16 protein-coding genes are annotated in these 18,062 nt (G+C 72.5%); 13 read left to right on the forward strand and 3 right to left on the reverse strand.

Features of this window, described 5'->3' with window-relative positions; translation table 11 throughout:
• Positions 1–100: 100 nt before the first annotated feature.
• Positions 101–1,555 (reverse strand): NAD(P)H-quinone dehydrogenase, encoded by a 1,455-nt coding sequence (locus N3K63_RS00680; protein WP_390894901.1) that lies wholly within the window; start codon positions 1,553–1,555, stop codon positions 101–103.
• Positions 1,556–1,630: 75 nt separating this feature from the next.
• On the opposite strand from N3K63_RS00680, the gene N3K63_RS00685 reads away from it, so the two are divergent.
• The 3 genes from N3K63_RS00685 (at position 1,631) to N3K63_RS00695 (ending at position 4,826) form a co-directional block, all read left to right on the forward strand.
• Positions 1,631–2,461: a purine-nucleoside phosphorylase gene (locus N3K63_RS00685; RefSeq protein ID WP_261578039.1), complete on the forward strand. Its 831-nt coding sequence runs from the start codon at positions 1,631–1,633 to the stop codon at positions 2,459–2,461.
• Positions 2,461–4,113, forward strand: coding sequence for a phospho-sugar mutase (locus N3K63_RS00690; RefSeq protein ID WP_261578040.1), 1,653 nt, complete (start codon positions 2,461–2,463; stop codon positions 4,111–4,113). The genes N3K63_RS00685 and N3K63_RS00690 overlap by 1 nt, the downstream gene beginning before the upstream one ends.
• Before the next feature lie 140 nt (positions 4,114–4,253).
• Positions 4,254–4,826, forward strand: coding sequence for a GNAT family N-acetyltransferase (locus N3K63_RS00695; protein WP_261578041.1), 573 nt, complete (start codon positions 4,254–4,256; stop codon positions 4,824–4,826).
• A gap of 45 nt (positions 4,827–4,871) precedes the next feature.
• Here the strand turns inward: N3K63_RS00695 and N3K63_RS00700 are convergent, their stop codons facing one another.
• Complete coding sequence (locus N3K63_RS00700; protein WP_261578042.1) at positions 4,872–6,800, reverse strand: BglG family transcription antiterminator; 1,929 nt, start codon at positions 6,798–6,800, stop codon at positions 4,872–4,874.
• 107 nt (positions 6,801–6,907) lie between these two features.
• On the opposite strand from N3K63_RS00700, the gene N3K63_RS00705 reads away from it, so the two are divergent.
• The 10 genes from N3K63_RS00705 to N3K63_RS00750 all read left to right on the forward strand — a co-directional run bounded on the left by N3K63_RS00705 (position 6,908) and on the right by N3K63_RS00750 (position 16,867).
• Positions 6,908–7,258, forward strand: coding sequence for a PTS sugar transporter subunit IIB (locus N3K63_RS00705; protein ID WP_261578043.1), 351 nt, complete (start codon positions 6,908–6,910; stop codon positions 7,256–7,258).
• Entirely contained in the window at positions 7,255–7,527 is a 273-nt protein-coding gene (locus N3K63_RS00710) for an HPr family phosphocarrier protein (RefSeq protein WP_261578044.1), read from the forward strand. Before N3K63_RS00705 ends, N3K63_RS00710 begins: the two co-directional genes overlap by 4 nt.
• A gap of 80 nt (positions 7,528–7,607) precedes the next feature.
• On the forward strand, positions 7,608–9,269 hold the full coding sequence (gene ptsP, locus N3K63_RS00715; RefSeq protein WP_261578045.1) for a phosphoenolpyruvate--protein phosphotransferase: 1,662 nt from the start codon (positions 7,608–7,610) through the stop codon (positions 9,267–9,269).
• A 30-nt stretch (positions 9,270–9,299) separates the two neighbouring features.
• Positions 9,300–10,985, forward strand: a complete 1,686-nt coding sequence (locus N3K63_RS00720; protein WP_261578046.1) for a PTS mannitol transporter subunit IICB — start codon at positions 9,300–9,302, stop codon at positions 10,983–10,985.
• 88 nt (positions 10,986–11,073) lie between these two features.
• Positions 11,074–11,511, forward strand: coding sequence for a PTS sugar transporter subunit IIA (locus N3K63_RS00725; RefSeq protein ID WP_261578047.1), 438 nt, complete (start codon positions 11,074–11,076; stop codon positions 11,509–11,511).
• Positions 11,511–12,671 carry a mannitol-1-phosphate 5-dehydrogenase gene (locus tag N3K63_RS00730; RefSeq protein WP_261578048.1) on the forward strand — a complete coding sequence of 387 codons (1,161 nt, stop codon included), beginning with the start codon at positions 11,511–11,513 and terminating at the stop codon, positions 12,669–12,671. The genes N3K63_RS00725 and N3K63_RS00730 overlap by 1 nt, the downstream gene beginning before the upstream one ends.
• Before the next feature lie 9 nt (positions 12,672–12,680).
• Positions 12,681–13,460: an alpha/beta hydrolase gene (locus N3K63_RS00735; protein ID WP_261578049.1), complete on the forward strand. Its 780-nt coding sequence runs from the start codon at positions 12,681–12,683 to the stop codon at positions 13,458–13,460.
• A gap of 106 nt (positions 13,461–13,566) precedes the next feature.
• Entirely contained in the window at positions 13,567–14,304 is a 738-nt protein-coding gene (locus N3K63_RS00740; RefSeq protein ID WP_261578050.1) for a TSUP family transporter, read from the forward strand.
• A gap of 6 nt (positions 14,305–14,310) precedes the next feature.
• A complete protein-coding gene (locus tag N3K63_RS00745; protein WP_261578051.1) occupies positions 14,311–15,618 on the forward strand; it encodes a flavin-containing monooxygenase in 1,308 nt (435 codons plus the stop codon).
• A 373-nt stretch (positions 15,619–15,991) separates the two neighbouring features.
• Positions 15,992–16,867 (forward strand): endonuclease domain-containing protein, encoded by an 876-nt coding sequence (locus tag N3K63_RS00750; protein WP_261578052.1) that lies wholly within the window; start codon positions 15,992–15,994, stop codon positions 16,865–16,867.
• A gap of 66 nt (positions 16,868–16,933) precedes the next feature.
• On the opposite strand, the gene N3K63_RS00755 is transcribed toward N3K63_RS00750, so the two are convergent.
• The gene (locus tag N3K63_RS00755) at positions 16,934–18,049 is read right to left on the reverse strand and encodes an adenosine deaminase (RefSeq protein ID WP_261578053.1); all 1,116 of its coding nucleotides are present in this window, start codon (positions 18,047–18,049) and stop codon (positions 16,934–16,936) included.
• Positions 18,050–18,062 lie beyond the last annotated feature (13 nt).

The following is an 18,062-nucleotide window of genomic DNA, read 5'->3' on the forward strand; positions in this document are numbered from 1 at the left end:
CCGCCCCACCAACGGCAGAGCGCCACCGATCCCTCACGGATCCGGTGGCGCTCTCTCGTGGGCGCAGGCGCGGCGACCGCCGTCGCACGGCGCGACGCGGTCAGGCCAGCGCGTCCTCCTCCTCGCGGTGCACACGGTGCATCGCGCGGGTGGCGTCGGTGATCGATCCGGTGAGCGAGGGGAACACCGCGAACACGCGCGAGACCTGGTCGACGGTGAGGCGGCGCTCGACGGCGATGGCGATCGGGTAGATCAGCTCCGACGCCTTCGGCGCCACGATCGTGGCGCCGAGCACGGTGCCGGTGCCCTCGAGGGCGATGATCTTCACGAAGCCGTCCTTGATGCCCATCATCTTGGCGCGGGCGTTGGCGGCCAGCGGCATCTTGTGCACGTATCCCTTCAGTCCGCTGCCCTCGAGGTCCTTCTGCTGCCACCCGACGGTGGCGATCTCGGGCGCGGTGAAGATGTTGGCCGTGACGCGGCGCGGCTCGAGCGGGATGACGGTGTCGCCGAGGGCGTGGAAGACGGCCATGCGCCCCTGCATCGAGGCGACCGAGGCCAGCGGGATGAACGTCGTGCAGTCGCCGGCGGCGTAGATGTTGGGCACCGAGGTGCGCGCGACCCGGTTGACCTGGATGTGACCGGATGCCGCCAGCTGCACCCCCGCATCCTCCAGGCCGATGCCGGCGGTGTTGGGGATCGATCCCACCGCCATGAGGCAGTGGCTGCCCTCGATCGTGCGACCGTCGGCGAGGGTGACGACCACCCCGTCGCCGGAGCGCTCCACCCGCTCGGCCCGCGAGCGCGACAGCAGGGTCATGCCGCCGCGGCGGAAGACCTTCTCGAGCACGGCCGCCGCGTCGGCATCCTCGCCGGGGAGCACCTGGTCGCGCGAGGAGATCAGCGTGACCGCCGCGCCCAGGTTCATGTAGGCCGAGGCGAACTCGGCGCCGGTGACGCCCGAGCCGACGACGATGAGGTGCTCGGGCAGCTCCTTCATGTCGTAGAGCTGGGTCCAGGTGAGGATCCGCTCCCCGTCGGGGAGCGCCGAGGGCAGCTCGCGCGGCGAGGCGCCCACAGAGACGACGAGGGTGTCGGCCTCGACGCGGTCGAAGTCGGTGCCGCCGGGGCCGGTGGACACCACCAGCGCGCGCGGTCCGTCGAGCCGGCCGTGGCCGGAGATGATGCGCACGCCCGCCTCGACCAGCTGGGCGCGCATGTCGTCGGACTGCTGGCGCGCGAGCGAGAGCAGCCGCTTGTTGACGGCGGCGAGATTGATGGCGATCTCGGGGCGCAGCGGCGCTCCCCCGCCGCCCTTGGCGAACAGCTGCACGCCGAGGTCGGAGGCCTCGGCGATCGCCACGGCGGCGTCGGCGGTGGCGATGAGGCTCTTGGAGGGGACCACGTCGGTGATGACGGCCGCGCCGCCCACCCCGGCCCGCTCCACCAGCGTCACCTCGGCGCCCAGCTGGGCGGCGGCGAGCGCGGCCTCGTAGCCGCCGGGGCCGCCGCCGAGCACGGCGACGGTCTGGGTGTTGACGAAGCTCGAGGTCATGATGTCCATTGTCTCAGCAGGTGTGCACGGCTCCGCCGCCTGGCAGCGTCGCGGCGCTGTTCCTAGACTCAGACCATGTCCGACACGACCAACCCCCTCGACGATCCCACTGCCGACCCGTTCGAGATCGCCGCCACCGCCGCCGCCGACATCGCGCGACTGACCGGCGTCGCCCAGCACGACATCGCCCTCACCCTCGGCAGCGGCTGGGGCAAGGCCGCCGACCTCGTCGGCGAGACCACCGTCACCATCCCCGCCACCGAGGTCACCGGCTTCAGCGCCCCGGCCCTGGCCGGTCATGTGGGGTCGCTGCGCAGCATCCTCACCCCCAAGGGCAAGCGCGTGCTCGTCATCGGCGCGCGCACCCACTACTACGAGGGCCACGGCGTGCGCCGGGTCGTGCACAGCGTGCGCACCGCCGCCGCGACCGGCGCCACCACGATGGTGCTCACCAACGGCGCCGGCGGCATCAAGAGCACCTGGACGGCCGGTCGCCCCGTGCTCATCAGCGACCACATCAACCTCACCGGCGACTCGCCGCTGGAGGGGGCGACGTTCATCGACCTCACCGACCTCTACTCCACGCGCCTGCGCGACGTCGCCCGCCGCGTCGACCCGAGCCTCGACGAGGGCGTGTACTGCCAGTTCCGCGGCCCCCAGTACGAGACCCCGGCCGAGGTGCGCATGGCCAAGGCGATCGGCGGCCACATCGTGGGCATGTCGACCGCGCTCGAGGCCATCGCCGCCCGCCAGGCCGGCATGGAGATCCTGGGCTTCTCGCTCATCACGAACATGGCCGCCGGCATCCAGACCACCCCCCTCAGCCACCACGAGGTCATCGAGGCCGGCCGCGAGGCCGAGCCGGTGATCTCCGATCTGCTCGCCCGCGTCATCGGGGAGCTGTGATGGCGGTCCTCGACGCCGCGCGCGCGTGGCTGGCGCAGGATCCCGACGAGGTCACCCGTGACGAGCTGGCCGCGCTGATCGCGCAGGCCGATGCCGGCGACGCGGCCGCCCTCGCCGACCTCGACGACCGGTTCGCCGGGCGCCTGGCCTTCGGCACCGCGGGTCTGCGTGGCCGCCTGGGCGCCGGGTCGAACCGGATGAACCGGGTGCTGGTCGGGCAGGCCGCCGCCGGGCTGGCGGCCTACCTGCGCGCGCAGGCGGGCCCCGACTCGGCCCCGACGGTGGTCATCGGCTACGACGGCCGCCGCAACTCCGACGTGTTCGCCCGCGACAGCGCCGAGCTGTTCGCGGGGGCCGGGGTGCGCGCGATCCTGCTGCCGCGGCTGCTACCCACCCCCGTGCTCGCCTTCGCGGTGCGACACCTCGGCGCCGACGCCGGCGTGATGGTCACCGCCTCGCACAACCCGCCCGACGACAACGGCTACAAGGTGTACCTCGGCGGCGCGGAGGGCGGGTCGCAGATCGTCTCGCCCGCCGACGCCGACATCGCCGCGCACATCCAGCGGGTGGCCGACGCCGGCGACCTCGCCGCCCTCCCCCGCGGCGAGTACGAGATCGCCGACGAGCAGGTCGTCGAGGCCTACGTCGCGGCGACGGCGACCGTCGCCCCGGCCCCGGCGGGTGCCGCCGGGATGACCTGGGTGTACACCGCGATGCACGGCGTCGGGCACGAGACCCTCGCCCGCATCCTCGACCTCGCCGGCTACCCGCAGCCGGTGGTCGTGACCGCCCAGATCGAGCCCGACGGCGCGTTCCCGACCGTCTCGTTCCCGAACCCCGAAGAGCCCGGGGCGATGGACCTGTCGTACGAGACGGCGACCGCCGCCGGCGCGGAGTTCATCCTCGCCAACGACCCCGACGCCGACCGCCTGGCCGTCGCGATCCCCGCGGCGGACGGGAGCTGGCGGCGGCTGACGGGCAACCAGGTCGGGCTGCTCCTGGGCTGGCGCGCCGCGCGCACGGCATCCGGCGGTTCGCTGGCGTGCTCGCTGGTGTCGTCGCCGGGCCTGCAGGCCGTCGCCGAGCACTACGGGCTCGACTTCCACGCCACCCTCACCGGCTTCAAGTGGATCTCGCGCGCCGACGGCCTGGTCTACGGGTTCGAAGAGGCGCTCGGCTACCTCGTGAACCCCGAGACCGTGCGCGACAAAGACGGCATCTCGGCCGCGGTCGCCATGCTCGGCCTCATCGCCGAGGCGCGGGAGGAGGGCCGCACCCTCGGCGACCTGCTGGTGCAGTTCGACGAGACGTTCGGCGCTTTCGCGTCGGGTCAGGTGTCGGTGCGCGTCGACGACGTGTCGATCATCGGCCGCATCATGGCCGCGCTGCGCGCCGACCCGCCGGCGGCCATCGGCGGTGTGGCCGTCGAGGTGGTCGAGGACCTCGCGACCGGCGGCGGGGATCTGCCCCCGGGCGACGTGCTGCGCTACTGGCTCACCGACGGCTCGCGCGTCATCGTGCGCCCGAGCGGCACCGAGCCCAAGCTGAAGGTCTACCTCGACGTGCGCGGCGACTCGGCCGCCGACGCCGAGACCCGCCTGGCGGGCCTGGATGCCGGGGCGCGCGCCCTGGTGACCGCCGCGCAGGGCTGAGCCACCGCCCGCGGGCGCCGTGAGCGGTGCCCGCGGGCGCATAACTCCTGCAGAATCGCGTCACCGCGCCCCCAGGGCGCCCGTGGCGGCGATTCTGCAGGAGTTATGGTCCGGGTGGCGGCGGTCCTAGGCTCGGGGGCGTGCTGCTGACCGACGCCGTGACCCTCGACAACCCCCACGTGCGGCTCGAGCCGCTGGCGCCGGCCCACGCCGACGACCTCACCCGCGCCACCGCGGGCCTGTCGTACGCCTGGTACACCTCGGTGCCCGCCTCCGTGCCCGACGAGATCGCACAGCGCCTGGCTCAGCGCGACGCCGGCACGATGAACCCGTTCGCCGTCGTCCGCGGCGGCGTGGCGGTGGGGATGACCACCCTGTGCAACATCGACCAGCCCAACCGGCACGTCGAGATCGGCTACACCTGGCTCTCGCCCACCGTGCAGCGCACCTCGGTGAACACGGCCGCCAAGCTCCTGCTGCTCGGCCACGCGTTCGAGCAGTGCGCCGCCATCGCCGTGGAGTTTCGCACGCACTGGCACAACCGCCAGTCGCGTGCGGCGATCGAGCGGCTGGGCGCCAAGCTCGACGGGGTGCTGCGCAACCACCGGCTCGGCCCCGACGGCACCCTGCGCGACACGGTCGTCTACTCGGTGCTCCCCCACGAGTGGCCCGCGGTGAAGCTGGGCCTGCAGCAGCGGCTCGCGCGCGACTGACCGCGCCCCGCGCCGCGGCGACACAACGGGCCGGATGCCGCCGGCTCAGCCGTCGACGACGGCGACGAGCTCGTCGAGGAACGCCCCGAACGTCGTGCCGCGGCGCACGATGCGCTGCACGCTGTCGCGTTCACTGAACACCTCGACGAGCTGCTCGAACACCGTCTGGAAGGCGGCGCGGTCGGACTCCGAGAAGGCGACCATCGTCACGACCTGCACGCGGCCGTCGCCCCAGCGCATCGACGGATCGGCGATGCCGACGGCGATGGCGGTGCGCGTGGCGGTCATGCCGAGCGCATGCGGCACGGCGAGCGCGTCGGTGAACGCGGTCGACGACAGCCGCTCGCGCTCGAGCGTGCGCTCGACGTAGGCCTGGTCGATCACGCCCTGATCGACCAGCAGGCCGCCCAGCCGGGCGATGACCTCGTCGGATCCGGCGTCGGGGTCGAGCCCGTGCACGAACGCGTCCGCGGAGAAGTAGCGCTCCAGCTCGGTGCGCAGCCGCGCCAGGCGCCGGGCGCGGCGCACCCGTCCGGCGGCCACGTGCACCCGCTCGATGTCGCCGTCGGTGAGGAAGGGCTGGATGCGCACGATGCGGTCGCCGCCGACGGGCGCGTCGATCGTGGTGAGGATGAGGTCGGCGTCGATCGCGTCCCAGTCGGGGTCGACGTGCGTGTCGACGCCGATGACGTCGATCGACTGCCCGAGCGAGCGCGAGATCGACGAGTGCAGCAGCTCGTGCAGCTCGTAGTAGCCGGGGCAGACGATCATCGCCGTCAGCAGCGCCCCGTCGCGGCGGCTGCGCTCGAGGCGTCCCCCGACGTGCATGGCGATGTAGGCGATCTCGTCGTCGAGCAGCGCGATGCCGAGGATCCCCCGCAGCCGGTCGGCGATGAAGACGGCGACTTCGAAGATCATCGGGTACGTCGTCTTCAGCGAGCGGGTGAGCGGGTTGCGCGACCAAGCCTGCTCGGCGGCGCGCAGCCGCAGGTTCTGTACGTGCAGCGCGAGGCGCAGGATGAAGTCCTCGTGCCCGATGTCGACGAGGAACTCCGCCGCGGCCTGCTCGACCGCCTCGCGCACCGCCGCCTCCACGACCGGGTCGAGGCCGGCCCGGATGGTCGCGGCGGGCGCCTCGGCGCCAGGGGCGACCACGCGGCTCTGCACGAGGGCGGCGAGGTGGGCGAGATCGCCCGCACCGAAGTGCACGTCGAGGTGGCGCTGGGAGAGGGTGTCGACGGTGTCGGAGATGCGCGCCAGTGCCTCGCCGCCGGGGTGGTCGTCGGCCTCGTCGAGGCCGCGGTCGCGGTTGACGCGGTCGGCGGCGATGGCGATGTGCATGAGCACGTCGCCGATGCCGAACTCGTTGACGTAGTAGCCCAGGCCCGACAGTTCGGCGACGAGGTCGCGCTTGAGCGGCCCGAACACGTCGGCGGCGACCGTGGAGCGTCCGAGCGCGCGGCGGAGGGTGACCAGGTCGAACGCGCCGTCCTCGGTCTCGTCGTGGGCGAGGCGGCTCAGCAGCCGCCGCTGGTCCATCTCGCTCCCCACGAGGCGGGCGCGCGGACCCGAGCGCTCGAGGGTGAGCCGGGTGCCCGACAGCAGCGAGCGCACGCGCCCGAGGTCGGCCTCGATGGTGGCGGCGCTCACGAAGAAGGCATCCGCGGTCTCGTAGACGTCGATGCCGTCGCGGGCGGCGAGGATCTCGCGCACGAGCCGGTGCAGCCGCTCGCGGGGCGTGCCCTCTTCGAACCCGCCGGCGCGCCCGGCCGCGGCGATCGAGGGGCCGGCGCGATAGCCCAGCGGACCCGACTCCACGGCCACCCCCGACGGCACGCGGCCGTTGACGGCGGTGACGTAGCTGCGGATGCTGCGCGGGGTGACCCCGATGAGATCGGCGAGCTCGGCGGCGGTGATCCAGTCGTCTTCGCGCGTGAGCAGTGACACCAGTCGGTCCTGCCGGGCTCTGCTCACCTCCCCAGTCTTCCATGCACTGCGGCGGGCGTTTCCGCCCTGCGGAAGTTCTCCTGGTTGTCCCCTCCCAGCCCGTTCACAAGAATGGGCGGGAAGGAGGCGGGTCGATGAGGATCCTGGTTGTGTGCGGGGCCGGTGCGTCCAGCACGTTCGTCGCGCAGCGTGTCCGACACGCGGCGCACGCGCGCGGGCGCGACCTGAGTGCCGTCGCCGGCACCGAGCAGTCGCTCCCGATCGACCTGGATGCCGCCGACATCGTGCTCGTGGGACCCCACCTCGAACACGCCCTCGATCGCATCGACCGTGTCGCACGCCCTCGCGGGACGCGCGTGATCCTCCTCCCCGCCGACGTGTTCGGCGACATCGACGGCACGCGCACGCTCGCCCTCATCGATGCCGCCCTGTCCGACGCGGCCACCGCGACAGAGACCACCCCCAGCGAAGGGACACCGCAATGAGCATCGCCACCCGCACGATCCGCATCGGCTCGTCGAACGGGCTGCACGCCCGGCCCGCCAAGCTCTTCGCACAGGCGGTGAAGGATGCCGGCGTGCCGGTGACCATCGCCAAGGGCAGCGGCGCGCCCGCCAACGCCGCCAGCATCCTGGGCGTCATCGCGCTGGGCGCCGAGAAGGGCGACTACGTCACCCTCACCGCCGAAGGCGACAACGCCGAGAGCGTGCTGGACACCCTCGCGGAACTGCTCACGACCGATCACGACGAGTGATCGTCGGAGCCCAGCAGCAACGACAGGGTCTGCGGACCACAGTTTTCAGGATTCAGGAACCACTAGGAGGACGAGGAACAATGAGCGAACTGCGTGGAGTCGGCATCGGACTGGGTGTGGCCCAGGGACCGATCGCCCGGATGGCCGAGCCGCTGCCTGCACCGGAGGACGCCCCCAGCACCCTCTCCCCCGACGAGGAGATCGCCCGCGTGCGCGAGGCCGTGGCCGCCGTCGCCCGTGAGCTCGAGGAGCGCGGCGCCAAGGCCGGCGGCGCGGCCCGCGAGGTACTCGAGGCGCAGGCCATGATGGCCGAGGACCCCACCCTCGACAGCGAGGTGTCCACCCGCACGCAGGCCGGCAAGACCGGCGAGTTCGCCGTCTCCGACGCGTTCGCCTCGTTCCGCGACCAGCTGGCGGCCATGGGCGGCTACCTGGGCGAGCGCGCGGCCGACCTCGACGACGTCGCCCAGCGCGTCATCGCGCGGCTGCGCGGCGTGCCCGCGCCGGGCGTGCCCGACCCGGGCCACCCGTTCGTGCTCGTGGCCAAGGACCTCGCCCCCGCCGACACGGCCCTGCTCGACCTCGACAAGGTGCTGGCCCTGGTCACCACCGAGGGCGGCCCGACCTCGCACACCGCCATCCTCGCTCGCGAGAAGTCGATCGTCGCCGTGGTGGGCGCCGCCGCCGCCAAGGACCTCACCGACGGCGAGACGGTCATCGTCGACGCCGCCAAGGGCATCGTCACCACCGAGCCCACCGACGAGGAGCTCGCCCAGGCGCAGCACCGCGCCGACGCACGCCGCACCGCGGCCTCCGCCCCGCTCACCCCGGGTGCGCTGAAGGACGGCACCGCCGTGCCGCTGCTGGCCAACCTCGGCAAGCCCGGCGGCGCCGCCGAGGCCGTCGAGCTGGGTGCCGAGGGCGTGGGCCTGTTCCGCACCGAGTTCCTCTTCCTCTCGGCCACCCAGGCGCCCACCGTCGACGAGCAGACGAAGTCCTACACCGAGCTGCTGCAGGCCTTCCCCGGCAAGAAGGTCGTCGTGCGGGCGCTGGATGCCGGTGCCGACAAGCCGCTGGCGTTCCTCAACGACGCCCACGAGGAGAACCCGGCGCTGGGCCTGCGGGGCCTGCGCGCGCTGCGCGCCAGCGAGGACATCCTGCGCGAGCAGCTGACCGCCCTGGCCAACGCGGATGCCGCCACCGACGCCGACCTGTGGGTGATGGCGCCGATGGTGTCCACCGTCGAGGAGACCACCTACTTCACCGAGCTCGCCCGCGAGTACGGCATCAAGACCGCCGGTGTCATGGTCGAGGTCCCCTCGTCGGCGCTGCTGGCCGAGCGCGTGCTGCAGATCGCCGACTTCGCCTCGATCGGCACCAACGACCTCACCCAGTACACGCTCGCCGCCGACCGCCTGCTGGGCTCGGTCGCCTCGTTCCAGGACCCGTGGCACCCCGCCGTCCTCCACCTCATCAAGGCGACCGGCGACGGCGGCCGCGTCAACGGCAAGCCCGTGGGCATCTGCGGCGAGGCCGCGGCCGACCCGCTGCTGGCCGTGGTGCTGGTGGGCCTGGGCGCCACCACGCTGTCGATGGCCCCCACGGCCCTCGCCGACGTGCGCGCCTCGCTGCTGCAGTACACCCGCGAAGATGCCGAGCGCATCGCCGCGGCCGCCCTCGCCGCGGACGACGCGGCATCGGCCCGTCTGGCCGCCCAGCAGGCGGCGGAGTCCGCCGGCTGACCGGCACCTACCCGAAGGAGAAACCAGATAATGACAACGGCGTCAACCACCGCCTCTTCACCGAAGAAGGGCGGTGCACGAGTCGCGGTACAGCGATTCGGAACGTTCCTGTCCGGCATGATCATGCCGAACATCGCGGCATTCATCGCGTGGGGCTTCATTACGATGCTCTTCATCCCGGCCGGGTTCTTCGGTGAGAAGAGCCCGTTCGGGTGGCATTGGTTCCCGGTCGCCGAGATCATCGGCGGCGGCGGCAACGCCGAGCAGATCGGCTGGAACGGTGCGATGACCGCACTGGCCGAGGGCGACAACGGCAACTTCATGGCCTACGTCGGCCTCGTCGGCCCGATGGTGACCTACCTGCTGCCGCTGCTGATCGCCAACACCGCCGGCCGCATGGTCTACGACGCCCGCGGTGGCGTCGTGGCGACCATCGCGACCATGGGTGTCATCGTCGGCACCGACATCCCGATGTTCCTCGGCGCGATGATCATGGGCCCGCTGGCCGCGTGGATCACCAAGCAGATGGACAAGCTGTGGGACGGCAAGATCAAGCCCGGCTTCGAGATGCTCGTCAACAACTTCTCGGCCGGCATCCTGGGCATGATCCTCGCGATCCTCGGCTTCTTCGCCTTCGGACCGTTCTTCCTCGGCATCAGCACGGTCCTCGGAAGCGTCGTGGCCTGGCTGGTCGACTTCAACCTGCTGCCGGTGCTGTCGGTGATCGTCGAACCGGCGAAGGTGCTCTTCCTCAACAACGCCATCAACCACGGCGTGTTCACCCCGCTCGGCATCGAGCAGGCCGCCGAGGCCGGCAAGTCGATCCTGTTCCTCATCGAGGCCAACCCCGGCCCCGGCGTGGGTCTGCTGCTGGCCTTCACCTTCTTCGGTGTCGGCGCGGCCAAGGCGTCGGCTCCCGGTGCGGTCGTCATCCAGTTCGTCGGCGGCATCCACGAGATCTACTTCCCGTACGCCCTCAGCAAGCCGATGACCCTCCTCGCCCTCATCGCGGGCGGTGCGACCGGTGTCACCACCAACATGCTCCTCGGCGGCGGCCTCGGCTTCCCCGCCGCCCCCGGCAGCATCATCGCGGTCACCGCCGCGGCGATCGGCCCCGGGGTGGGGAACCTGCTCGTGGTCTACCTGTCGGTGGTGCTCGCCGCGGTCGTGACCTTCCTCATCACCGCGGTCATCCTGCGGGCCTCGCGCAAGCGCGACCTCGCCGCCGAGGCGGACGCATCGGCGAACTTCGAGGCCGCGATCGCCCAGACCGAGGCGAACAAGGGCAAGTCCTCCGACGCGCTGTCGAACCTGCGCGCCGGTGCCGCCGCCAACGCGGGTGTCGCCGGCGGTCAGGCCCCCATCCAGGCCGACGCGGCCGCGGATGCCGTCGCCACCGGCGGCGTGGGCACGATCCCGACGATCGCCACCGTGGTGTTCGCGTGCGACGCCGGCATGGGCTCGTCGGCGATGGGCGCCAGCGTGCTGCGCAACAAGATCAAGAAGGCCGGCTTCGACGACATCTCGGTCACCAACAAGGCGATCGCGAACCTCGACGGCAGTGAAGACCTCGTGATCACGCAGCAGCAGCTGACCGACCGGGCGCGCGGACGCACCCCGGGCGCGATGCACATCTCGGTCGACAACTTCATGAACTCGCCGAAGTACGAAGAGGTCGTCGACCTCATCCGCCAGCAGCACGAAAACGGCGCGTGAGCGCACGGGGCGGGGGCGATCACGTCGCCCCCGCCCCGGCATCCGCCCCACACCGACCGAGCCGTGAACACCGACAGAAGGAGAAGGCATGTCCAGTGACGTTCTGAAGATCGAGCAGGTCCGCATCCACCCCGGATCGGTGAGCAAGGACGACGCGATGCGCGAAGCCGCCGCGATCCTGCAGGAGGCGGGGGCCGTCACCGGCGGCTACTACGACGCGATGCAGCTGCGCGAGGAGACCGTGTCGACCTACATGGGCAACGAGCTCGCCATCCCCCACGGCACCAACGAGACCAAGGACACCATCCTCGCCTCGGCGCTGTCGTTCGTGCGCTACGACGGCGGCGTCGACTGGAGCGGGCAGCCGGTCACCTTCGTCGTCGGCATCGCCGGCAAGGGCGACGAGCACCTCGAGATCCTGTCGCAGATCGCACTCATCTTCTCCGACGACGACGAGGTCGCCACCCTCAAGTCGGCCGGCAGCGTCGAGGAGATCTTCGCGCGCCTGTCGTCGGTGAACGGCTGATGAAGGCCGTCCACTTCGGCGCCGGCAACATCGGCCGCGGCTTCGTCGGGCTGCTGCTGCACGAGGGCGGCTACGAGCTCGTCTTCTCCGACGTCGCCGCGCCCCTCGTCGACGCGATCAACGCGGCCTCCTCCTACACCGTGCACGAGGTCGGCGACGGCGGCACCGACAAGACCGTCACCGGCTTCCGCGCGGTCAACAGCGCCGAGGAGCCCGACCGGCTCATCGCCGAGATCGCCGGCGCCGACGTGGTCACCACCGCCGTCGGCCCGACGATCCTGAAGTTCGTGGCCCCGCCGATCCTCGCGGCCCTGCGCGTGCGCGACCCCGAGGCGGCGCCCCTGCAGGTCATGGCGTGCGAGAACGCGATCGGCGCGACCGACATCCTCCGCGAGGAGATCGTCACCCGCGCCGGCGACGAGTGGCCGCAGCTGGCCGCCCGCGCGGTGTTCGCCAACACCGCGGTCGACCGCATCGTGCCCGCCCAGCCCGCCGGCGGCGGGGTGGACGTGACCGTCGAGCCGTTCTACGAGTGGGCGATCGAGCGCCCGCCGTTCGGGGATGCGCCCCCGCACATCCCGGGTGCCCACTTCGTCGACGACCTCGCCCCCTACATCGAGCGCAAGCTGTTCACCGTCAACACCGGGCACGCCACCACTGCCTACCTCGGAGCCCTCGCCGGGGCCGACAAGATCTCGGACGCGCTGGCCGACGACCAGGTGGCCACCGCCGTCGAGGCGACCCTGCAGGAGACCTCGGCGCTGCTGGCCGCCAAGCACGGCCTCGACCCCGCCGAGCTCGCCGACTACCGCGCCACGATCCTGCGGCGGTTCGCCAACCCCGAGCTGCCCGACACCGTCGGGCGCGTGGGGCGTCAGCCGCTGCGCAAGCTCTCGCGCCACGAGCGGTTCATCGGCCCCGCCGCCGAGGCCGCCGAGCGCGGGCTGCCGGTGCAGGCCCTGGTGACCGCGATCGCCGCCGCGCTGCGGTTCACCGACGCCGACGACGAGCAGGCCGTCGCCCTGCAGCAGCAGCTGCGCGATCAGGATGCCGCGACGTTCACGGCATCCGTCACCGGCCTGGACGACACGCACCCGCTGTTCGCCCAGGTGCAGCAGGTCGTCGCGGCCCGGCAGGCGGAGCTCAGCGACGCTTCGTAGAATCGAAGGATGACCGACGACGCCCCCGTCCCCCCTGCACCTCGCAAGCGACGGGGGCGTCGCATCGTCTTCTGGGTGCTCGGGATCATCGGGGCGGTGATCGTCGCCGCCGTCGTGGGCGTCGTGGTGTGGAGCCAGGTGGGCGTCTACCAGGCCGAGGCCGAGCCGCTGGCCGCGGTGCGCGCCGACCCGGGCATCGAGATCACCGACGACAGCGCGGGCGTCGTACTCTCGCCCGCAGAGGGCGCCACCGGCGTGGGCCTCGTGTTCATCCCAGGGGCGAAGGTCGACGCCTGGGCATACGCGAGCACGCTCTCGGGGCTCGTCGATGACGGCATGACCGTCGTCATCACCAAGCCGTGGCTGAACCTCGCGTTCTTCGACGTGCGACCGCTGACCGCGTTCACCGACCTCGCCCCCGACGTGGACGACTGGCTCGTCGGCGGTCACTCCCTCGGCGGCGTGCGCGCGTGCATGATGGCCGGCGACACCGACGGACTGGTGCTGTTCGCCTCGTACTGCTCGAACGACCTGTCGCAGACCGACCTGCCGGTGCTGAGCCTCTCGGGCAGCGAAGACGGCCTGTCGACGCCGCAGAAGATCGCCGACTCCGCCGCGAACCTGCCGGCCGATGCCACGTTCGTGCAGATCGAGGGCGCCGCGCACGCGTCGTTCGGCGCCTACGGCCCGCAGGACGGCGACGGCACCCCCACCATCTCGGATGCCGACATGATCGCGCGCATCACCGACGAGGTCGGCCTGTTCGTCGCGGCGGTGCCGGTGCCCTGACCCTGGGTGGGCCGGGGCCGGGCGGTGTCGCGTGCCGGGCCGTGCCGTCGTCGCGGGGTGTCCGCGGACACGGGGCGTTCGCGCGGACCGGCTAAGGTGAGCGCCCGTGACCCTTCTGCTGGCAGGCCTGGCCGCCTTCACCGCCGCCGTCATCCAGCGCATCACCGGGCTCGGATTCGTGCTGGTGCTGATCGGTCCGTTCGTGCTGCTCTACGGCCCGACCGAGGGCGTCACCGCGGCCATCCTGCTGGCCCTCGTGGCCGCCGTCGTCGCCGTGCCGCTGGTGTGGCGCGAGGTCGACTGGCGCCGATCGGTGTGGCTCATCTGGCCCGGCCTGCTGACGGCCCCCCTCGGCATCCTGGTCTCGCAGGTGCTGCCCGAACCCGCCCTGCTGCTGCTGATCGGCGCGATGGCGGTCTTCGCGCTCACCGCGGGGTTCCTCCCGGCGCTCGCGGGCGCCCTGCGCGGGCGATCCGGGGCCGTCGCCGCCGGGGCCGCCGGCGGGTTCATGCAGACCGCCAGTGGGCTGTCGGGCCCGGCGCTGGCCGCCCACGCCGTGGGCGACCGGTGGCCGCAGCGCTCGTTCACCGCCAGCGTGCAGGTCATCTTCGTCGTGTTCAGCGGCATCGGGGTGCTGCTGCGCGGCCTCCCCGACCTGGCACCGGCCGACACCGGCATCCTCGTGGGCGTCACCGTGCTCGGCATCGTCGCCGGCACCCTCGCCGCGCACCGGGTGCCGGCGACGATGGCGCGCCGGGCGATGCTCGCGATCGCGTGGGCGGGCGCCGTGGTGGTGCTGGTGCGGGGCGTCATCGCCCTGGCGGCCGGCCCTCTGGCATCCTGATCACACATGCACCAGCCGCACATCGCCGTGATCGGGGCCGGCCCCTCGGGGCTGGCGGCGACGCGCGCCCTGCAGAAGGCGGGGATCGCCGTCACCGGGTTCGAGGCCTCGTCGGGTGTCGGCGGGCTCTGGGACATCGACAACCCGCGCTCGACGATGTACGATTCGGCCCACCTCATCTCCTCGCGCACAACCACGCAGTTCGCCGAGTTCCCGATGCGCGGCGACGTCGACTATCCGGGGCACCGCCCCGTGCTGCAGTACTTCCGCGACTACGCGGCGCACTTCGGGCTCGACGCCGCCTACCGGTTCGACACGCGCGTCACCGCCGTCACGCCGCGCGCGGGCGGGGGCTGGGACGTCACGGCATCCGCAGCGCGCGACGAGCCGGCGGGCGAGACGACCGAGGGGTTCGACGGGGTCGTGCTGGCGGGCGGCACGCTGGCCGAGCCGTCGATCCCGAGCTTCCGCGGCAGCTTCGACGGGGAGCTGCTGCACTCGTCGCAGTACAAGAGCGCCCGGCAGCTCGACGGGCGACGGGTGCTCATCGTGGGCGCCGGCAACTCGGGGTGCGACATCGCCGTCGACGCCGTGCACCACGCGGCATCCGTCGATCTGAGCGTGCGCCGCGGGTACTACTTCGTGCCGCGCTACCTGTTCGGCCGGCCGTCCGACACCCTCAACCAGGGCCGGCCGCTGCCCGCGCGTCTGAAGCAGTTCGTCGACAGCCGGGTGCTGCGGGCCTTCACCGGCGACCCGGTGCGGTTCGGCTTCCCGAAGCCCGACTACCGCATCTACGAGGCGCACCCGATCGTGAACACCCTGGTGCTCGGCCACCTGGGGCAGGGCGACCTCGGCATCCGGCCCGACATCGACCGGTTCGACGGGCACGACGTCGTGTTCCGGGACGGCACCCGCGGCACCTACGACACGGTGCTGCTGGCCACCGGGTACCGGCTCGACTACCCGTTCGTCGACCGCGCCGCCCTCAACTGGACCGGCGCCGCACCCCGCCTCTACCTCAACGTCTTCCCGCCGGCGATGAACGGCCTCTACGTCATGGGCATGATCGAGGCGTCGGGCATCGGCTGGCAGGGCCGCTACGAGCAGGCCGAGCTCATCGCCGCCTATCTGACCGCCGACGACGCGCACCGCGCAGCCTTCGCCCGCGCGATCGGCACCGCGCCCTGGCCCGACCTGACCGGCGGCTACCGCTACCTGGGGCTCGAGCGCATGGCCTACTACGTCAACAAGGACGCCTACCGCCGCGCCGTCCGCCGCGCCACCGCGTCGCTCACCGCGCCCCTCCGCTGACCCACGGTCGCGCTCTTCGCGGTTCGCCCGCGAAACTCCTCCAGATCATCGCCGCCGCGGCCCCGGCGGCCGGTATCCGGCACTTCCGCGCCCGGAATGGAGGAGTTCCGCGACGCGGCCCCAGGTCGCGGTCGTCGCCGGGCCGGAGAACCCCCGAGCCGGTGGCGCGCGAGGTCGCGGAACTGCGACATGCGGAACTCCTCCGATCGGTCGCCCGCACGCCATGAACGGGCCGGAATCGGCGCGGTGGCGCCCGGAGTGGAGGAGTTCCGCGACGCGCACCGCTTCCTCCCCCGCCGGGGTCCGCGGCCATCGGCCCACAGATCCGGACCTGCGGGCGCCAGGGGCACCGGCGATGGGGTGTGCTTCGGCGATGGACCCTTCGCCCCGACACCACGCCGCACTCGTCCTCGCCGGCGCTTACCGCACCACCGCCGAGCTGACCGCGACCGTCTCCCGCGACCGGCTGCGGATGCTCGTGCGCTCGGGCGCCCTGCTGCGGCTGCGCAACGGGCGGTACGTCCTGCCCGATCTGCACCCCGCCCTGCTCGATGCGGGGCGCCTCGGCGCGCGCCTGGACTGCGTCTCGCTGCTGGCCGCGCTCGGGGTCTTCGTGCAGGAGCATGCGCGTCTGCACGTGCAGATCGAGCGCGGATCGAGCAGACTCCCCCCGCGGATGCCGGGCACCACCGCGCACTGGCGCCGCACGGCGTGCGCGCGGGCGGCGCTGGCCACCGAGATCGTGGGCGCTCTCGCGCAGGCGGTGCGCTGTCAGCGGCCGCGCGAGGCGATCGCCACGCTCGACTCCGCCTGGCATCAGGGCCTCGTGGGCGAGAGCGAGATCGCCGCCGTGTTCGCCGCGCTGCCCTGCCGCTACCGACCGTTGCGCGCGCTGCTGGATCGGCGCAGCGAATCGGGGCCCGAGACGCTCGTGCGCCTGATGCTGCGGGCGCTCGGCTGCGCGGTCGAACTGCAGGTCGTGATCGACGGGGTCGGGCGCGTCGATCTGCTCGTCGACGGCTGGCTGATCGTCGAGTGCGACAGCCGCGCGTTCCACGAGGGCTGGGACGCTGCCCGCGAGGACCGGCGTCGCGACCTCGCCGCGGCCGCCCAGGGCTACACGACGGTGCGGGTGCTCGCCGAGGACGTCATGTACCGCGGCGACGAGGTGCTCGGCGCGCTGCGCGCGGCCCTGTCGCACCCGCGCGCGCCGCGCAACTCCTCCATTCCGGCGCCCCGCCGGCGCTGAACCTCGCTTCGAGCCCCGGATCGGGCTGGAGTGGAGGAGTTTCGCGGGGCCGCACCCGGGCCGGGGTCAGGAGGCGAAGCCCTCGCCGATGAGCTCGATGAGCTCCTCGCGCTCCTCGACCGACAGGAAGGCGGCCGCGGCGGCGTTGAGCTGGAAGGCCTCGAGGTCGTCGAGGTCGTACTCGAACGTGTCGGCCAGCACCGCCAGCTCGCGGGTGAGCGAGGTGCGGCTCATGAGCCGGTTGTCGACGTTCACGGTGACCGAGAAGCCCAGCTGGTAGAGCAGGTCGAACGGGTGGTCGGCCATCTCGGTGCCCCACGCGGTGATCGCACCGGTCTGCAGGTTCGACGACGGCGACAGCTCGAGCGGGATCTCGCGGTCGCGCACCCAGCGGGCCAGGTCGCCGAAGGTGACGAAGGTCTCTTCGCCCTTCTGCGAGACGACCTCGAGGTCTTCGGCGATGCGCACGCCGTGCCCGAGGCGCAGCGCCCGGCCGTCGATGAGGGCGGAGCGGATCGAGTCGAGCCCGGCCGCCTCGCCCGCGTGGATCGTGACGGGGAAGAACTCGGATGCCAGGTAGTCGAACGCGGCCCGGTGGTTGGCGGCGGGGAAGCCGTCCTCGGCGCCGGCGATGTCGAAGCCCACGGCGCCGCGGCCGCGGAAGGCGACGGCGAGCTCGGCGATCTCGAGCGAGCGGTCGGCGTGGCGCATCGCGGTGATGAGCTGCCCGACGCGGATGTCGCGGCCGGCCGACTCGGCGGCGTCCTCGCCCTCTTCGATGCCCTCCTGCACGGCCTCGACGGCCTCTTCCAGCGACAGCCCGCGCGCGAGGTGCTGCTCGGGCGCCCAGCGCACCTCGCCGTAGATCACGCCGTCGGCGGCGAGGTCTTCGACGAACTCCTTGGCGACCCGGCGCAGCCCGTCGGCGGTCTGCATGACCGAGGTGGTCACGTCGAAGGTCCTCAGGTACTCCACGAGCGAGCCCGAGTCGCTCTTCTCGGCGAACCAGTCGCCGAGCGCGTCGGCGTCGGTCTCGGGGACGTCGAGGCCGATCTCGTCGGCGAGCTCGATGATCGTCGCCGGGCGCAGGGCCCCGTCGAGGTGGTCGTGCAGCGACACCTTCGGCAGCGATCGGATCGAGACGCCCTGCAGCTGTGCGTCGCCGTGCGGGTCGATGGCCATGGTGATTCCTTCT

Origin of the sequence: Microbacterium festucae, assembly GCF_025421715.1 — a bacterium.
Taxonomy (GTDB): Bacteria; Actinomycetota; Actinomycetes; order Actinomycetales; family Microbacteriaceae; genus Microbacterium; species Microbacterium festucae.